The sequence below is a fragment of the Haloarcula sp. MBLA0163 genome (assembly GCF_055632435.1).
This window is the reverse complement of the sequence record NZ_JBVMVV010000004.1, coordinates 307300-324922: the sequence shown is the minus strand read 5'-3', so window position 1 is coordinate 324922 and position 17623 is coordinate 307300. Positions and strand designations below refer to the sequence as shown.

15 protein-coding genes are annotated in these 17623 nt (G+C 59.6%); 4 read left to right on the top strand and 11 right to left on the bottom strand.

Going from position 1 to position 17623, the window contains the following annotated elements; all coding sequences use genetic code 11:
- Window positions 1-157 precede the first annotated feature (157 nt).
- From ACV7GQ_RS20200 to ACV7GQ_RS20190, 3 genes are all read right to left on the bottom strand, one after another.
- Window positions 158-2173, bottom strand: coding sequence for a copper-translocating P-type ATPase (locus ACV7GQ_RS20200; protein ID WP_470313626.1), 2016 nt, complete (start codon window positions 2171-2173; stop codon window positions 158-160).
- 503 nt (window positions 2174-2676) lie between these two features.
- On the bottom strand, window positions 2677-4965 hold the full coding sequence (gene ppsA, locus ACV7GQ_RS20195; protein ID WP_470313473.1) for a phosphoenolpyruvate synthase: 2289 nt from the start codon (window positions 4963-4965) through the stop codon (window positions 2677-2679).
- Window positions 4966-5225: 260 nt separating this feature from the next.
- Window positions 5226-5708 carry a hypothetical protein gene (locus tag ACV7GQ_RS20190; RefSeq protein WP_470313472.1) on the bottom strand — a complete coding sequence of 161 codons (483 nt, stop codon included), beginning with the start codon at window positions 5706-5708 and terminating at the stop codon, window positions 5226-5228.
- 591 nt (window positions 5709-6299) lie between these two features.
- Between ACV7GQ_RS20190 and mobA the strand changes: the two genes are divergently transcribed.
- Window positions 6300-6905 carry a molybdenum cofactor guanylyltransferase gene (mobA, locus tag ACV7GQ_RS20185; RefSeq protein WP_470313471.1) on the top strand — a complete coding sequence of 202 codons (606 nt, stop codon included), beginning with the start codon at window positions 6300-6302 and terminating at the stop codon, window positions 6903-6905.
- Window positions 6906-6928: 23 nt separating this feature from the next.
- Here the strand turns inward: mobA and ACV7GQ_RS20180 are convergent, their stop codons facing one another.
- From ACV7GQ_RS20180 to ACV7GQ_RS20155, 6 genes are all read right to left on the bottom strand, one after another.
- Window positions 6929-7396 carry a hypothetical protein gene (locus ACV7GQ_RS20180; RefSeq protein ID WP_470313470.1) on the bottom strand — a complete coding sequence of 156 codons (468 nt, stop codon included), beginning with the start codon at window positions 7394-7396 and terminating at the stop codon, window positions 6929-6931.
- Between the two features lie 82 nt (window positions 7397-7478).
- Window positions 7479-7853: a CBS domain-containing protein gene (locus tag ACV7GQ_RS20175; protein WP_470313469.1), complete on the bottom strand. Its 375-nt coding sequence runs from the start codon at window positions 7851-7853 to the stop codon at window positions 7479-7481.
- Between the two features lie 106 nt (window positions 7854-7959).
- On the bottom strand, window positions 7960-8247 hold the full coding sequence (locus ACV7GQ_RS20170; protein ID WP_470313468.1) for a HalOD1 output domain-containing protein: 288 nt from the start codon (window positions 8245-8247) through the stop codon (window positions 7960-7962).
- A gap of 279 nt (window positions 8248-8526) precedes the next feature.
- Window positions 8527-9957 carry a PAS domain S-box protein gene (locus tag ACV7GQ_RS20165; RefSeq protein WP_470313467.1) on the bottom strand — a complete coding sequence of 477 codons (1431 nt, stop codon included), beginning with the start codon at window positions 9955-9957 and terminating at the stop codon, window positions 8527-8529.
- A 76-nt stretch (window positions 9958-10033) separates the two neighbouring features.
- Window positions 10034-10702, bottom strand: a complete 669-nt coding sequence (locus ACV7GQ_RS20160) for a helix-turn-helix domain-containing protein (RefSeq protein ID WP_470313466.1) — start codon at window positions 10700-10702, stop codon at window positions 10034-10036.
- Window positions 10703-10826: 124 nt separating this feature from the next.
- Complete coding sequence (locus tag ACV7GQ_RS20155) at window positions 10827-12407, bottom strand: long-chain-fatty-acid--CoA ligase (RefSeq protein ID WP_470313465.1); 1581 nt, start codon at window positions 12405-12407, stop codon at window positions 10827-10829.
- Between the two features lie 144 nt (window positions 12408-12551).
- Between ACV7GQ_RS20155 and ACV7GQ_RS20150 the strand changes: the two genes are divergently transcribed.
- Together ACV7GQ_RS20150 and ACV7GQ_RS20145 are read left to right on the top strand one after the other, a co-directional pair.
- A complete protein-coding gene (locus tag ACV7GQ_RS20150; RefSeq protein ID WP_470313464.1) occupies window positions 12552-13718 on the top strand; it encodes a thiolase C-terminal domain-containing protein in 1167 nt (388 codons plus the stop codon).
- Between the two features lie 20 nt (window positions 13719-13738).
- Window positions 13739-14209, top strand: coding sequence for a Zn-ribbon domain-containing OB-fold protein (locus tag ACV7GQ_RS20145; protein WP_470313463.1), 471 nt, complete (start codon window positions 13739-13741; stop codon window positions 14207-14209).
- A gap of 997 nt (window positions 14210-15206) precedes the next feature.
- Here the strand turns inward: ACV7GQ_RS20145 and epsC are convergent.
- Window positions 15207-16070, bottom strand: coding sequence for a serine O-acetyltransferase EpsC (gene epsC, locus ACV7GQ_RS20140; protein WP_470313462.1), 864 nt, complete (start codon window positions 16068-16070; stop codon window positions 15207-15209).
- Window positions 16071-16194: 124 nt separating this feature from the next.
- On the opposite strand from epsC, the gene ACV7GQ_RS20135 reads away from it, so the two are divergent.
- Window positions 16195-16395, top strand: coding sequence for a hypothetical protein (locus tag ACV7GQ_RS20135; RefSeq protein ID WP_470313461.1), 201 nt, complete (start codon window positions 16195-16197; stop codon window positions 16393-16395).
- An 83-nt stretch (window positions 16396-16478) separates the two neighbouring features.
- On the opposite strand, the gene ACV7GQ_RS20130 is transcribed toward ACV7GQ_RS20135, so the two are convergent.
- The gene (locus ACV7GQ_RS20130) at window positions 16479-17372 is read right to left on the bottom strand and encodes a bifunctional methylenetetrahydrofolate dehydrogenase/methenyltetrahydrofolate cyclohydrolase (protein WP_470313460.1); all 894 of its coding nucleotides are present in this window, start codon (window positions 17370-17372) and stop codon (window positions 16479-16481) included.
- Window positions 17373-17623: the final 251 nt, after the last annotated feature.

Sequence of the window (17623 nt, the reverse complement as noted above, 5' to 3'; positions counted from 1 at the left end):
TGCCCTGACGCCCTTTCGCTTCGTGGCTGGCGTCATGGCCACGAGGTGCGGTTGGGGCCGTCCGAGCTGTGACAGTCGAGTATATGTGAGACGAACCTGTTGCCGAGCGTGTCGTCCCCCGGTGTACGAGGCAGGTAAGCAGGGCGGTACCGGTCCATCAGTTCGAGGGCTGGGGCTCCCCTGCCGGTGAGATGTCCGAGGGCGACGGAAGGGACAGGTCCGCGCGTCGGAGCAGTTGCGCGTTGATTGCGACGATGACAGTACTCAGCGACATCAAGAGCGCACCGACTGCCGGTGAGAGCAGAATCCCGATCGGAGCCAGCACCCCTGCTGCCAGTGGAATGGCGAAGACGTTGTAGCCGGCGGCCCACACGATGTTCTCCTGCATCTTCCGGTAGCTCGCTTTACTCAGTTTCACGAGCCGAACCACGTCCATCGGATTGTTCTGTACGAGGATGACGTCCGCCGACTGAACGGCCACATCTGTCCCACTCCCGATAGCGATACCCACGTCGGCCCGGGCCAGAGCGGGCGCGTCGTTCACGCCGTCGCCGACCATCGCGACGAGCTTTCCCTGGTCCTGTAGCTCCTGGACTCGCGTGTCCTTATCCTCCGGCAGTACCTCGGCGAACACGGTATCGATACCGAGTTCGTCGGCCACCGCGTCAGCCACAGTCTGTGAATCCCCGGTCAGCATCGCGACTTCGATGCCCAGTTCGTGGAGTGCATCCACGACCCGGTAACTCGTTTCGCGAATCACGTCAGCCATGGCGAAGGCAGCGATGAGTTCTCCCTCGTGAACCAGGTAAACGACCGTCTGCGCGTCGTTGCCGGCTTCGTCGGCGAAGCGGCGTAGATCGGACGGGACGTCGGTGTCGAGGGTCTCCAATAGGTTAGGACCGCCGACGTACACCTCGTCGCCGTCGACCGTCGCGCGGACACCTCGTCCCTTCATCGCCTCGAAATCGACCACCTCGGGGGCAGCGATGCCACGTTTGTCGGCCGCTTCACGGATCGCCCGCGCAATCATGTGTTCGGAGTCTCCTTCGGCGGCGGCAGCCAGCGCCAGAGCGTCGTCCTCATCAACTCCATCGATAGTTGCTATCCCGACGACTCCGTGTTCTCCTTGCGTGAGCGTCCCGGTTTTATCGAAGATGACCGCATCGAGGTTCCGTGCGTCCTCCATGGCGATTCGATCGCGGACAAGCATGCCGTTTCGAGCCGCGAGCGAGGTATTGATCGCGACGACGAGGGGAATGGCGAGCCCGAGCGCATGGGGACACGCGATGACTAGGACAGTTACCACGCGTTCGATAACCGAGGCGTCGAACGAGACTGCGAGGGTCCACGCGATAGCGGTCACGGCTGCCGCGCCCACGGCGACGTAGAACAGCCAACCTGCGGCGCGGTCGGCGAGGACCTGCGTCTTGGACTTGCTCTTCTGGGCTTCCTCGACGAGCCGCATGATTCCAGCGAGGGTCGTTTCGTCACCAGTCGCGTCGATTCGGACGCGGAGACTCCCATCGCCGTTGACGGTGCCGCCGATGACGTCGTCGCCTGGTTCCTTCGAGACCGGTTTCGACTCGCCGGTGATCATCGACTCGTTGACGTCGGAGGCACCTTTTTCGACGATGCCGTCGGCCGGGACGCTCGCCCCAGGGCGAACGAGGACGAGGTCGCCTTCCGACAGTTCGCCGACCGGCACGGCTTCGGTCTCGCCGGTTTGAGTGATCCGCTCGGCTTCGTCCGGCATCAATTTTGCCAGCTCGTCGAGGGCGCTCGACGCTCGACGGACCGACCGCATCTCGATCCAGTGCCCTAACAGCATGATGTCGATCAGCGTGACGAGTTCCCAGAAAAACGCCGAGGTAGTCGGGAACACGACGCCGGCGAGACTATACACGAACGCGACAGTGATGGCCATCGAGATGAGCGTCATCATCCCCGGGGAGTGGTTCTCGAGTTCCGGACGAGCCATCCGGAGGAACGGCAGCCCCCCATAGGCGAAGATGATAACGGCGAAAACAGGGTTGATCCATTCGCTCCCCGGGAACTGAGGGACCGAGAATCCGAGCCACCCTTGAAGGGTCTCGCTGTACAGAAGGACCGGAATAGAAAGGAGTGCCGAAGCAGAGAACCGTCGCCGGAACAGCTGCTCGTGACCTTCGTGCATTCCGCCGTGACCGTCGTGACCACTTCCGTGTCCGGCCGCTCCGTGACTCATCGCGTGGTGGGTCTGTCCGTCGTCTGTCCGCCCCTTTGCGACCGTCCGCTGTCCGGCCGGGTCGATATCTCGGTTATCGGCAATCTCGCCCGAGTGCTCACCACTGCTATGCTCGGAGTGGTCGTGCGGAGAGTACCCGTCTTCGGCTGAATGTTCGTGGTCGCCCATAGCTCATGGCCGTGGTTGCATGTATGTGGGCGATGGTAATGGGTCTAGTGGGCAAAAAATGGTTGTAAATCGAGCAAGGAACACTCTAAAAAACTCTCTTTAGATACATAAGAGACGAAACATCCTCACGAACGTCAAAAATCACACAAATACGGGATATCGGAACTGAAAACGCGCGAGGAACACTCATACTTCTCGTTCCGACACGCATATCCTGTTTCGTATTGGTCAGTTACTGATGTACTGGTGGCTTGGATAGCAATCGGGCAGCCGAACGAACGAGATCAGTCCCGGACCGATTCCAGAATGAGGCGTTGCTCGACGCGCTTGGCTTCCTGCTGGGCGTCTTGGACAGCATCGACGTTGACGCTGACAGAGGTGATGCCAGCATCGACCAGCTCCTGAATCATGCGGGGCTTGGACGCGGCTTGACCACAGATACTCGTCGATACGTCGTACTCACGACACGTCTCGATGACGCCCGTGAGCAGGCGCATCACTGCTGGGTGTAGCTCGTCGTATCGATCTGCGACGGTACCGTTGTTGCGGTCGACCGCGAGTGTGTACTGGGTCAGGTCGTTCGTGCCGAACGAGACGAAGTCCACTCCGCTCTCACAGAGGTCCTCCACGCACAATGCGCTCGCGGGCGTCTCGATCATCACGCCCCAATCACGTTTCGCTGGGTCGATGCCGACCTCACGCATCAGCGACTTTGCTCGACTGACGTCCTCGGCGTCGTTTACGAGCGGGAGCATCAGTTCCAGGCTGTCGTAGCCCATTTCGTACAGTTTCTTGAACGCGCGAAGTTGGAGTTTGAACGTCTCCGGCTCTTCAAGCGACCGACGGATACCACGATACCCCAGCATGGGGTTGTGCTCGCTGGGTTCGTCCTCACCGCCCTCCAGCTGGCGGAACTCGTCGGAAGGTGCGTCGAGTGTCCGGACGCGGACTGGACGGGGGTAGAACGCTTCGGCGACGGTTCGCATGGAGTCCGTAAGCGTGTTCATGAACGCGTCCTCACCGTGGTCGGCGACGTACTGTTGTGGGGTCTTGTTCGTCGACAGCACCATGTGTTCCATCCTGAGCAGACCGACACCGTCGGCTCCCGTCGCGGCCGCACGCTCAGCCGCCTCTGGAATCGAGACGTTGACCTTGATGTCGGTCGCGGTCATCGGCTTGCCAGCCGGGCCCGACCGGTCGGGACTGCCGCCCGATGCCGACTCTACTCCGTCGTCGCTCGTTGGGTCTCGGTGGCCGTCGACGACGACCCCGCGGTCCCCGTCTACCGAGACCATCTGGTCGTCGGTGAGCGTCGCCGTGGCCGTCTCGGAGCCGATTACGGCCGGAACACCGAGCTCGCGGGAGACGATGGCTGCGTGGCTGGTCATCCCGCCTTCGTCGGTGACGAGTGCGCCCGCCCGTTTCATCGCGGGTACCATATCAGGCGTCGTCATCTCTGTGACGATGATATCGCCCTGATTGACCTTGTCGAGTTGATCGAGCGTCCCGACGATCCGAGCCGTGCCGGTGACCGTTCCCGGACTCGCACCCAGCCCGTCGACGAGCACGTCGCTGTCGCCCGACTCGTCGGCGTCAGCGTCCGCACGGCCGTCGTGGGACTCGTCGACGCTCTCGTCGATGGTGGTTATCGGCCGGGACTGGAGGAGGTAGACGCTGTCGTCGCGGATGGCCCACTCGACGTCTTGTGGTTGCTCGTAGTGTTCTTCGACGAGTTCCCCGAGCGAGTGTAACTCAGCCAGTTCACTCTCACTGAGGACGCGTTCGTCCTGCCGGTCCTCAGCAACCGTTCGTTCGACGGTTTCACCCGTCTCGTCGTCCCGGACGTGTTTTGTCTTCTTCGTCGCAACTGTGACCGCCTCGACGGACTCGGCCTCCCGGTCGTACGTGTAGTTATCGGGTGAGACGGCCCCGGAGACGACCGCCTCTCCGAGGCCCCACGCGGCTTCGACGGTGATCTCGGGTGCACCGGTCGAGGGATGCCTGGTGAACATGACCCCGGATTTCTCGGCGTCGACCATCCGCTGGACGACGACGGCGATGTCGACGTCCTCGTGGGCGAACCCCTGTTCGTTCCGGTAGTAGATCGCACGCTGGGTGAACAGGGACGCCCAGCACCGCTTGATTCGGTCCAGTAGGTCCGCTCTGTCGACGTTGAGAAAGGTCTCCTGTTGGCCGGCGAACGAGGCATCTGGTAGGTCCTCGGCTGTCGCCGACGACCGAACGGCGACGAACGGGTCACCCTCGAAATCGTCGTACGCAGATAGAATCCTCGACTCCACGTGTTCGGGAATGTCCGTGTCGACGATGAGTTCCCGGGCCTTTTGTTCCGCTTCGGCGAGCGCCGCTGAATCCTCACTATCCACGTTTACGGCGTCAAACAGTGCTTCGGCGATTCCGGCATCTTCGATGAACGTCCGGTACGTGTCGGCAGTCACGACGAACGCCGGGGGGACCGGAAGTCCCGCGTCGCGCAGTTCGCCGAGCGAGGCTCCTTTGCCACCGGCGCTGTTGACGTCGCTTGTACCAATCGCACTCAACCAAGCTACTGGCATCTAACTACGATACCGCTCCACCGGTACATAAAAAATGGTGTTGAATGGCCGTCCCACGACCGATGCGTGTGTCGACAGGACGAGGTTGGAAGCCCCAGAACCAGCAACAATTTTGCGAGGACTATGCCTCTGATAACGGATGTACCTTAGTTAGGAATCGGCTCTATCGCTGGCCTCCGGGACATGGCCCACATGACCTACTTTGTGACCTTGTCTACAGCCGGAACAGACTGAGTGACTCGGTGCCTGACCCCTAAGGTTCACTGTTCACCGTCCGTCTCTGACCTACTCGCGGCTTCGAGAACTGTCTGTCGGTCTTCGAAATAGGCTGGTGCGTCGTTGTCGTGTTCGAACTCGACGATTCGAGCGAGTGCTTCCTCGCCGTCACCGACGTTGGCCGAGAGGTCTTCAGCTAAATCGACGTAGGCCGACGCTAGGTCTTGAAACGCGGCGCGACGGGCCTGTTTCGCCTTCACGATTGCCTGCTTCTCCTCGAGTTCGGATTCGAGCACTTCGATATCCTCGATTTCGTCTGTCGACCGTGGACCACCGGCCTCGGGGTTGGTTCCCGTAGAGTGGTCCGTTATCTCCTCTCGCGCGTTCGCGATCTCATCGTCGATCTCCGCCAGCAGTTCCTCGGTCTCCTCACCGAGTATCTCAACCCGTCCCCACAGCAATCTTGCTTGCGTCTGGCAGTAATCGACCAGTTCCGCCACGGAAAGCGCACCATCGCGTTCACTCATTGGCCTCACTTCGTGCCCCGGGCGGAAGTGCGTTGTCACAGTACGTCCCGACGACCTCGGTGTCTCGACTCTCTACGACGGACCTATGGCAAGTGAAGGCATACCTACAAACACATCGAAGCGTGAGAGCTACGGTGATACAACTCGAGCCAACTTTACTACTATTTTATCCAATCGTACGAGTGTAAACTCTATAATAGATGCAGACTGGTGTCATAGCAGTATATACGCAACAGATCGGGTCCTTTCTCGAATTTCTGGCCGTCATTCCTTCGAGTATACATTCATCGACCTATCGACTGTCGCGAAATTGTCGTAACTGCCTCTGCAAACAGTGTGTGGTCGAGTGGCAGCGTGCTGAACCGCTGAACGAGACCCGAGAGAATTCGACGAGGATAGTTCGGACGCTATCCGCTCGGTGTCGAAGAGAATCAGGTAGCAACAGTCTCTCCTGATTCCCTGTCCTATCCATGGTCGTGTTGTATGGCTGTTGTGAGCCAGGGGAGGAGAGAACGGTTTCATTCGCGGAAGCGCACTCGATAGCGACCGCGGTGAGCAACCTTCATCAGCGCGAGTCGAGAAGTTCGGTGTATGGGTGCAGGCGTCGTCGTCGCCGGTGGTCGGTCGACACGATTTGGTGACCAGGACAAGGCCGTCGCCGAATTAGCGGGAACGCCGATGATTCGGCGAGTCGTCGACCGGCTCACGCCGGTCGTCGACGAGCTCGTCGTGAACTGTCGGCGCGATCAGGGAGATGCCATCGAAGCGGCGCTGGACGGGTGTGGCATCGCACCGACCTTCGCGTTCGACGAAACTCCCGACGAAGGACCGATGGCGGGCATCGGCCGTGGCCTCCGTGCCACTGAGAGCGAATACGGTTTCGTGGTCGCCTGTGATATGCCGTTCCTGGACTCGTCGTTCGTGTCGTTCCTTTTCGACCGGGTTGAGGGATACGACGCCGCGGTCCCACGCCCCGACGAGTGGTTCCAGACGACACAGGCGGTGTATCGGGCCGACGCGATGGCGTCGGCTTGCGACCGCGCGCTCGAACGGGGTGAGCACAGAATCGTCGAAGCGCTCTTCGAACTGGACTATCTCGTGATCGACCGAGAAGAGATAGAAAACCACACCACCATGGAGACGTTCGAGAATCTGAACACGTACGAAGAGTTCGAGGCGGCGGCCGAGCGGTTTTGACCGGTACTGGGGCTCCCAGCTCACTACTCGAAAATCTCTGCGACGAATTTCTCGGCGAGTCCCGCCTCGGGGTCCGATTCCCACTCGGTCTCGACATCGAGGTCGAGTGACTCGCAGACCGCCCGGACGTCTTTCAGGACGGTCGCCAATCGCCCCGCTGCCCCGACCGCCTCTTCGCCATCCAGCACTCGCTTGAGGGTCACTTCGTCCAATTTGAACGGCCCCTGTCCACCGCCGCCGAGGATAACCACGAGCGTCGCGGTCTCCCCGTCGATTGGTTCGAGGAGGAGCGAGACCAACAGCCATGCATCGAAATGTGCGGCAGCCCGCTCGTAGGCGATCTGCGTGACGCCGGCCCCTTCGTATCGGTGGATGTTTCGCACACCTCGCTTGTTCAAGGACCGGCGGCTCTCCTCGGCCTTCTCGTCCACGAAGGCGTCAGCGAAGCGGTCGGCGGACGCCCCACGGAGCGTGAGGGTGGTCGCTTTCACGTACCGGGAAACCAGACGTATACACAAAAATACACGGTGTGTTTGCCCTCTAACCGGCCCTCGAGAACGCCTCGGCAGGGGGTCAGGAGAGGGTGGCGGTGATGTCGGTCGAGGACACCATCCCGATGAAGTCGTCTTCGACGACTGGGAGGTGGTTGATTCCGAAGTTCTCCATCATCGCTGCCGTCTCAACGAGACGGAGGTCAGGCGGGACCGTCTCGACCGACTCGGTCATGATGTCGGCGACGTCTAGCTGCGACGTATCTCGCTCCTCGGAGACGGCGTCGATGATGTCGGTACTCGTCACGATAGAGGGTGGTGCGGTCGTGACGAGCAACGCACTGATATCGCGTCGTCGCATCTCTTTGGCAGCATCGACCACCGTCGCGTCGGGCGCGATGGTCACAAGCGGGGTGGACATCACGTCTTCGACGATTGCTTGTTCTTGTGATGGCATAGCAGTACTAACGAGCAGGGGGGTCTTCGTTCTTGTTCCCGACTAGTGGCCGCCGGTGCACTTGCCACCCCCACAGAGAACAGTGAAGCAGTGCCCCGAGAGCGATTCAGGCGTAGTTCGGGTCTGATTCCAGGTCCTCCACCTGGATCGTGATATCGCCATTCCCCCACAGAATCACGATCGCGCCGTGGGTTGTGAACTCGACTTTGACCGTATCTTCGTCGCTATCTCGTCTGAACAGCTTATCCAGTGCATCTGGGTCAATGCTGTCGTACAGGACGCACTCGTCCTGACTCACGTCTCGCCCTTTTGCCTCGGAGAGCGCCGACACGATAGCAGTACTCAACTCCTCGTCGTCGTCGGGTTTGTATAACAGGGTCGGACTGGCAGTCACATAGACAGCATAGAGACACTAATCTGAAAATAGTACAGCATTATTAGGAAAGCTACGACATGTAATTATGGACGAAATTTCTCCCTCAGGACGTACCTCTCCGCTGAAATTACAGGAATACGACAGGAAGCGAATACAAAATCAGAGAGTTCCATGTTCAGTGTGGTAGACAGGAATACTGCACCCCGAGGAATGTGACGCCTTTGACCGGCAAACATTCGTCGGGACTCGATAGGGTCAAAACGAGTGTTCGCCACCTATACTCGTCTGCCGAACAGTCTAAATGGAAGGCGGTAACCGGACAACTACTGTCGTACCCTTCTCGTCCTCGGTCAGGAACTCCATTTCACCACCCAATTCATCGACACTCCACTTTACGATGAGTAGCCCTATCCCGGTTGTGTGCTCTAGCTGTGTCGACACGTCATTGAGTACTGGTTCAAACTCATCGGGCGTGATACCGCTTCCATTATCAGCGATAGTGAGTTTGATCTGCCAATCGGGGTCCGGGATCTCACTAGCGCCGATTCGAACTGTTGACCCTCCGTGAGTGATTGCGTTATCGACCAGTTGCTCTGCAATCAGTTCCAGCAAAACCGGATTCGAATGGATCGCTAGATCCTCTTCGATGTCGGTTAGGATCGTCGTGGACTCTGTAGACTCTGCAAACTCTTCAGCCACATCGCCGACGACAGTATCGACGGAGACTGATTTCGGCTCAATGTCGCCCTGTCTAATCCGATCGAATTCCCGGATCTGTTCGGTTATTCTGTCTATTCGGTGGCTTGCATCCAATACACGTGTCGCAAGGTCGGAGATCTCTGTGTCGTTCGTCGACTCCCGTATGTGCCCGGTCAACCCGTTGACAACGGTCAATTTGTTCCGAATATTGTGTCGCAGAATCCGGTTGTAGACATGTAATCGCTGTCGATGTTCGAGGAGTTCAGTGACGACTCGACCCTCGGGAATCAACAGGGTCACAGTCCCACGTTCGTCGGTCACAGGACGAACGGAAAAATCAATCATCTCAGTTCCGTCGGAGCCCCGGACTTCGAGCGTCTGGCGAACGAATTCCCCCTCTGACCCGGTTGCCACGGCTTGTCTAACTCGCTCCTGGATGGACTCGTCGTATTCGAACCAGTAACAGTCCCAGACCGGTTTCCCAATGACATCCTCCCGCTTGAGATCGCCGAACTCGAGGGCAGTCTCATTGGCTTCGATCAGCGTTCCATCCGGTTGCATCAATCCGGTGAACTGGTATGTCTGATCGAAGATTGCTCGTGTACGCCGTTCCTGTTTTTTACGATCAGAGATATCCCGAACGCTAGCGAGCACCCGCTCGACCCCATCTAGTTCGACAACTGTGAGATTGACTTCGGCCCAAAAGGCGGTTCCATCCTTGCGCTGGTCCCGCCACTCAAACTTGATTTGCCCCTCTGTACGGGCCTGATGAATACGCTCCTGCGGACTGACCGGAGGATTCCAATCATCCGCCGTGATATCTGAGACACTCATACCGAGTAATTCATCTCGAGTATAGCCGAGTATCTCTACCAGCCGTTGGTTGACTTCCAGAATTTCATCCGAGTCCACCGGATGAATAAAACAGCCGTCCGCAATGTTGTCGAAAATCGTCTGATACTGCTGTTGCGGGAGTCGTCCCTCGTCCTCGCGAACCGTCACCGGCTCTGGCTCGGGGTCAGACACCATCAGTTAGTCACGGACACGGGAGCGAAACGGAACAGGGCTACTTTTTAACGTTCAACCCCTTTATAAGGGTCTCCGCTCAGCCGCTCGTGTATGATAGCAACACCATCTGGAGGATTTTTTCGTTCCCCCGTCGGAGACGATCCGAGACCGCTTGTTGACTGAGTTCGAGTTCCTCGGCGAGATCTTTCAGGTCCGCATCCTTCGGATTCGAAAAGTAACCTCTATCGAGGGCGAGGACGAGCGCTTCCCGCTGGTCTGACGTAAGACCGAAATCACGTCTGCGTGCACTTTCTCGTGAGAACGTATAGGTTCGCTCGATGTGGATTGTGATTTCGCGGTCGGTGAGGTAATTATGGAACTCAGTGAGACGATCCTGATCCGTGAACCGAACTCGGAAGGTCCACGTGCTGTCTCCCCAGGCTTCGAGAACAGTTGCCTCAGTTGCGCCGAGCGCTTCGATGAGTTGCTCTCCTTTCGATTCCCACTCGATGCGATATAGCCCCCCGTCTTCTACCCGATCAAGTAAGAGGAGTTCGTGGATACGAGGATTATTCCGCATGTTGTACTCGAAATCAGAGAGTATCTCCTCCGGATTATCGTCTGTAGCTGCCCACACGAACGGCATGATGAAGTTACCAGTCGGGACGATTCGTTCGAGTTCGAAGTCTAAGGGTGCCGCACTCGACAACACATCACCGAGTCTGAACTCCGTTGCGTCGATAGTAAACTCCAGTAAAATACTCATGATACTACTCTGGAATACTCCATGTATACTGTTTCGGTTAAACTGAAAGGTTTTCACCGTCGCTACTCTCTGGGAGCCTGAGACGGATTTTCGAGGGCCCGCCCTATGTGGTGCGTCGTCTTCGTCACCCGACGGGCTCGGAATGGGACTCTCGAAGTTCGACCTTGCGAATCTTGCCAGTCGAGGTCTCGGGGAGGTCGTCGACGAACTCCACGACAGTCGGGCATTTGAAGTGCGCGAGGTTGGTCCGAGCGAATTCGATGACATCCTCCTCTGTAAGGTCTGCGCCCGCGGCGGGCAAGACGATCGCCTTAGGTGTCTCGCCCCACTCCTCGTGTGGGACACCGATGACTGCGACGCGGTCTATCTCGGGATGGTTGTAAAGCGCGTCCTCGACCTCGACGCTGGAGATGTTCTCGCCGCCGCTGATGATGACGTCTTTCTTGCGGTCCTTTATCGAGATCATTCCGCGTTCGTCGATGGACGCGATGTCGCCAGTGTGGAACCACCCGTCGACCCGGCCGTCGAAGGCTTGTCGTGTCTGCTCTGGCTTGTTCCAGTAGCGGTCCATGACCTGATTGCCGCGGACGATAATCTCGCCCATCGTCTCGTCGTCGGGCGCGATGTCCTCACCGTTCTCGTCGACGACGCGAAGTTCGGTCCCGAGCATGGCGTGGCCCTGCCGCGTCTTGATCGCGAAGCGGCCCTCGCTTTCGATCCGGCGTGGCGAGTTGCTTGTCGTGATCAGTGGACCTGTCTCGGTCAGCCCGTAGACGTGCAAGATGTTCCAGCCGAGTTCGTCCTCGACGGTCCGGATGGTTGTCTCGGGTGGCGGGCTGGCCGCGGTCGCGATCCTGACTGGCTTGTCACCGGTCGCCGCGATGTCGTGGCTCTGATAGTGGTCGATCATCTTGTCGAGCACCGTCGGCGCGCCACAGAGGTAGGTCACGTCGTGGGCGTGGATGCGGTCGAAGGCACCCTCGGCGTCGAAGTGTCGCTGGCAGACGTGGGTCCCGCCGACGCCGGTGATGACGTAGGGATACCCCCACCCGTTGACGTGGAACATCGGAAGCGTCCAGAGGTAAGAGTCGTCGTCACTGATCTCAGTATGGTGGGCGGTGATCAGAGCGTGCGAATGCTCGCTGCGGTGGGTTCTGACCACGCCCTTCGGGTCACCGGTCGTCCCGCTCGTGTAATTGATCGTCGCGGGTTCGTCCTCCGAAATGTCCGGACGTTCGACCTGGCTCGGGTCGGCGCCGCTCAGTCGTGACTCGTAGTCGAGCCAATCGCCATCGACGCGGTCGGCCGGATTGGCGACGAACTCACTGGCCGGGACTTGGTCGCGTATCGACTCGACCTTTCCTGCGTACTCATGATCGGCGACAACCACCCGAGCCCCGCAGTCCTCGAGGATGTACTCGTAGTCCTCTGGGATGAGCCGGTAATTTAGTGGGACCGATATCGCTCCGAGAACGTTGATCGCATACAACGTCTCCAGAAACCAGTGTGTGTTCGGCGAGAGCAGAGCCACGCGGTCCCCGTGCTCGACGCCGAGGTCCGAGAGCACCGCTGCGGCACGGTCGACCCGCTCGCCGAACTCTCTGTAGGTGAACTCGGTGCCGTCGTGGGCGATTATGCCCACAGCGTCGCCGTAGACGTCGACCCCCCTGTCGAGGAAATCGAGCGTCGTCATCGGTCGATGCATAGTGGGCCAACAGGTGACTGTGAAAGGTAAAGCTCTTTCTCAAGTTGGGATTCGGGAACACGACATTCAGCCACGCTGACCAGTCGGACTTATGATGTTTATCCGACCAAACTGTTAACAGCACCAGTTGAGGAGATACAGTAGATGTCCACAGCTCACCTTATCGCGGTCGGTTCCTCTCCGCTGGGCAAAACCGACCTTCCTGGACGAGACTTGTTCTCGAAGGCGGTGGCCGAAGCGTTCGAGGAGCTGCCCGATCCGGCCGATGTCGTTGACGGGCTGTACGTCGGTGCCCAATCCGAACGATACGAGAACCAGATCATGCAGGGCACACTGATGGCCGAATGGGCCGGCCTGCGGAACGTCCCCGCAGAGCGCGTCGAGGCGTGTGCCGCCGCCGGAGCGCTGGCACTCAAGAACGCAGTCCGGGACGTTCGGGCGGGTGTCCACGATGCAGTGCTTGCCTGTGGCGTCGAGAAGATGACCGCCGGCGGGACCGAAGGCGCCACGAACGCGCTGGGAGCTGCCTTCGAGCGGGCCCTGGAACAGCGCTCCGGAATCACCGCACCCGCTACGTACGCCCTGCTCGCGCGACGCTACCTCCACGAGACCGACGCGACGGAACGAGATTTGGCCAAAATCGCCGTGAAGAACCACCGGAACGCGGCTGCCAACCCACGAGCGATGTACCAACGGGCAGTCGATATCGAGACTGTCATGGATGCACCCGATGTCGCTCCCCCGCTGAAACTGTACGATTGTGCGCCGGTTACCGACGGTGCCGCAGCCGTCGTCGTCGCGAACGACGAGGTTGCAGCCGACCTGCAGCGCCGTCCCGACGCGGTCCGCGTGGCCGGCGTCGGCTCGGCGGCCAACAACCTCGCCGTCGCGGAGCGCGACCTGACGTTCGTTGAGGGGGCGAACGTCGCCGCTTCGACTGCCTACGAGGACGCCGGCGTTGGTGCCGCGGATATCGACGTCGCGGAGGTCCACGACGCCTTCACGGTCTGTGAGGCACTGCTGGCGGAGGCGGCCGAGTTCGCCCCGGAGGGCCGCGGAATCGAGACCGTCGAGGAGCCAGAGGACCGGTCGGCGGGCTGGACCGACGTACAGATCAACACGAGCGGCGGACTGAAAGCCCGTGGACACCCGATCGGGGCGACCGGGCTGTTGCAGGCGGTCGAAGCTCACGAACAATTGACCGGACGGGCGGGCGAACGACAAGTGGCCGACGCTGACACCGCGTTACTCATCAACGAGGGTGGCGTCGCGGACGCCCACACCGTGGCACACGTCCTGACTGCACAATGACCGAAGAGAGAAATTCACCGATGACAGACTCTGATTTCACGACGACGGGACCGCTCGCGCCGGAAGACATCACCGCCGACTCGCCGTTCACGCTCCCGGGCTTCTTCGAGGCATTAGCCGAGGGTCGTTTGATGGCCGCTCGCTGTACTGAGTGTGAGACACACCTGTTGCCGCCTCGCCCCGCCTGTTACAACTGTGGCAGCCGGGCGGTCACGCTGTCGGAACAGCCCCGGACCGGCGAGGTGGTCTCGTACACGTCTGTCAACCGACCACCCTCCGCGTTCGATCACCTCGCGCCGATCACTGTCGCAGTGGTCGAACTCGACTCCTCGGCTCGGCTGACAGGTCGGGTCAGGGCCTCTATCGAGGACGTCACTATCGGCGACCGTGTTGAACTCCGAGTTCAAGATCCCGAGACGGCCGATATCGATCCGGAATTCGACCTGTCTTACGAGGCAGAGTGGCCGATCCACGTCTTCGAACTGATGTGAGTGGATAGAACACTTTCGGGGTCTGCCGTTCCCAGTATAGACGACGACGTCACTGCTCGGGACGACGGGAGTACAATGAAAACATCACCAACTACTTCGCTGGATGCGACCAACACAGCCAAAGCCCTGCTCCTAGTGCCCCGAGACCGGATACAATCAGGAGGAGCGCGATCGAGCCAGTCGTAATCGTAGTGCACCTTGGTGGGATACCTGCATCACCCAGGCATGCCTCGGAGGCGACACCGAGCGAAACGAGGATGAACCCGAACATACCGAGCCCACCGCCAGCCAGAAGCCGTGTCGTCACTCTGCGCTTCCGTTCTCTGTCTGCCCACTGTTTGCGGATAGCCTCGTACTCCCAGTCTGTGCCCCGTTCCATGCTTTGACATATGTTACCATCCGACAATATTTTGTCGGTCGTACTCTGCTCCGACCCAGTCGCTCCTGAGCGATGGTCTCGAAAACGTGGATGCGATCGAGGCATCCACGAGTATGCCAGGCGGGTCCGCTACCGGCGTATGGGAGTGGGCTACGACGCTCGGACGCTCACGGGACCCATCCCAGTCGAGAGGGACCGACTACTTAAACGTGGGTCGGGAGATACGGTGCAGTTTAAATACGGCCGGCGGCCGTCGACTCGGGACGTGGTCATCGACGCCCCGAGAATTGCCGCTGCTATCACAGGCTGCCGTGTCCCACGATCATCTGGCTATCTGGCCTCTGGCTGCCACCGTACGCCGAGGCAACTATCTGACCGGGAGTGTATAAATCGGTGTACATGTGACCGTCAATCTTGAACGGTCAGGAGAGACTTCGTTTAGATATGGTCCATCGGTCCGTGCGAACAGATGGGGATGGCGGGGTCAAGCGTGTGAACGAACCAGCTGTCTGTCCGACGTGTCACGGAACACTCGAACACCGCTCGGGGTTGGTCGTCTGTCGCTCGTGCAATTGGCACCGCCAACGCCCCGCGGACTGAGTCGACGACGCCGGTTCTCTAGTCGTTACGCTTTCGCACCTGCTCTGGATGTTCACTGACGAACACTTTCGTGTTGTCGGGAATGTCCTCCGTGACCCACGAGTTCGCGCCGATACTGACGTGGTCGCCGACCTCGATATCGCCCAGCACCTTGGTCCCGGCGCCTATGACGACGTGGTCGCCGATGTCGGGGTGGCGCTTGTATCCCTTCTTCAGGGTATGTTCCTCCCCTTCTTCCTCCTCGAAGTGAAGCGCACCGAGCGTGACATCCTGATAGATACGGACCCATTCTCCGACCGTGGCCGTTTCGCCGATGACGACACCGGTGCCGTGGTCGATGAAAAAGTAATCGCCGATCTCAGCGCCCGGATGGATGTCGATACCTGTCTCGGTCTTTGCGTACTCCGTCAGTTCGCGGGCGTACTCGGTCGCCCCGAGTTCGTACAGCTCGTGGGCTACCCGCTGGACCATGATGGCGAGGAAGCCTGGATACGACCTGATTATCTCGAGGTAGGTCTTGGCCGCCGGGTCGCCCTTGTACGCCGCTTCGACGTCCTTCTTGAGGCGACGGCGGATGTCCGGGAGACGGTCGATCGTCTCTGCTACGGTGTTGGAGACGTCGCCGCTCGAATACGGTCGCATGCCCGCGTAGAAGAGCGCACCGAGCGCGTCGAGATTGTTCAGCACCGCTAATTCGTCCTGTATCAGCTCGTCGGAGTTCCAGCAGGTGGGAAAAAACAATCGCTTGAGGATATCTACCTCCTTGCGCCGATGTTCACGCCTCGGGAACTCCATCGGCGTCTGCTCTGGAAACGGGTCCGAGTCAGACTCGTAGGACTCGAACAGCCGTTCGTGAGCGTCACCTGTGTATCCGTATTCCATACCTGAAGTTTCCGCTGCATAGCCTTAGTTGTGCTAGTGTTAAGCCGACTTACCAACTCCACAAACGGAGGTCCTGCTGGCTCCCGGGGCTAGTTATTTATCGACGGATTGTGACTTACTCGGTATGAGCGGCGAGTGCCACTACTGTCACGGAGTGGTCTCTGGTTCTGAACGAGACCACATCGTCCTCAACCAGCACGGCAACCACGAGGTGTATCTACACGAACAGTGCGCTGAGGGGCACAATCTGATAGAGAGGATAGGGGCCTCCTCAGGCGAGGTCGAAGTTGTCTGTCCAGAGTGTGGCGCAGTCGAGACGCGTTGAGCTGCCCGTCCGGGCGAACCTCGTCTTATCAAAGTATTAAACGTTCGTGGGAGGGGCGACGAGACCCTGCGACGGCGTACCGACTACGGGAGGTCGACAGGAACGCCGGATTGGATGCTCGCGGCTTTGACTGTGTTGTACAGCAACATCGAGATCGTGAGTGGTCCGACGCCGCCGGGCACCGGCGTGATTGCGCCCGCCTTCTCGCGACAGCTATCGAAGTCGACGTCACCGACGAGTTCGTACCCCTTCTCGTTGTTCGCATCGACGCGGTTGATGCCTACGTCGATAACAGTCGCACCCTCCTGAATCATCTCACCGTCAATCATCTCCGGGACGCCGGCGGCCGCGATTACGATGTCGGCGTCCCGTGTCTTTTCCGCGAGGCTCTGTGTCCGTGAGTGGCAGACCGTCGTCGTCGCGTTCCCGCCCTCGCCGTACTGTACAAGGAGATTCGCCATCGGCTTCCCGACGATGTCCGACCGGCCGACTACGACGGCGTCTTTCCCCTCCGTCTCGATGCCTTCGGCGGCCAGAATCTTCTGGACGCCGTGGGGTGTGCATGGCTTGAATCGGGCGTTGCCCGCGACCAGTCGCCCAACGTTCTCCGGGTGGAAGCCGTCGACGTCTTTGACTGGGTCGATACGCTCTAGTACCTCCCGTTTGTCGACGTGGTCCGGTACCGGCATCTGTACGAGGATGCCGTGAACTGTCGGATCGGCGTTCAGTTCGTCGATACGGTCGAACAGCACCTCTGCAGGTTCCTCCGGGTCGATCTCGTGATGGAACCCGTCGATACCCGTCTCCTCACAGGCGCGCTGTTTCATGGAGACGTACGTCTCGCTGGCGCCGTCGTCGCTCATGAGCACTGTCGCGAGTCCCGGTCGCACGTCTGATTCCGCGAGTGTGTCGGTACACGCACTGACCTCCGCCCGGATTCCGTCCGCGATCTCGTTGCCGTCGATTATCGTGGTCATAGTGATGTCACTGATGTGGGTGGCCCAGCTCGGTCCCGAAACGCCGCTGGAGCGGGCTGGGGCCGACACCAGTCGAGCCCCGACTGTGTGGCCACCGCACTCGCTCACCCACTCAGTCCCGGTCGACATAACAGGGCATGGGGAATAGTCCACCCGTTGAAGTACTGTCGGATGTTCGTACCAAAACTGACCGTTTTCAGTTCCCAAACCGGCACTGTTTCGTCCGAATCTACCGTTCACGCAAAGTTTTT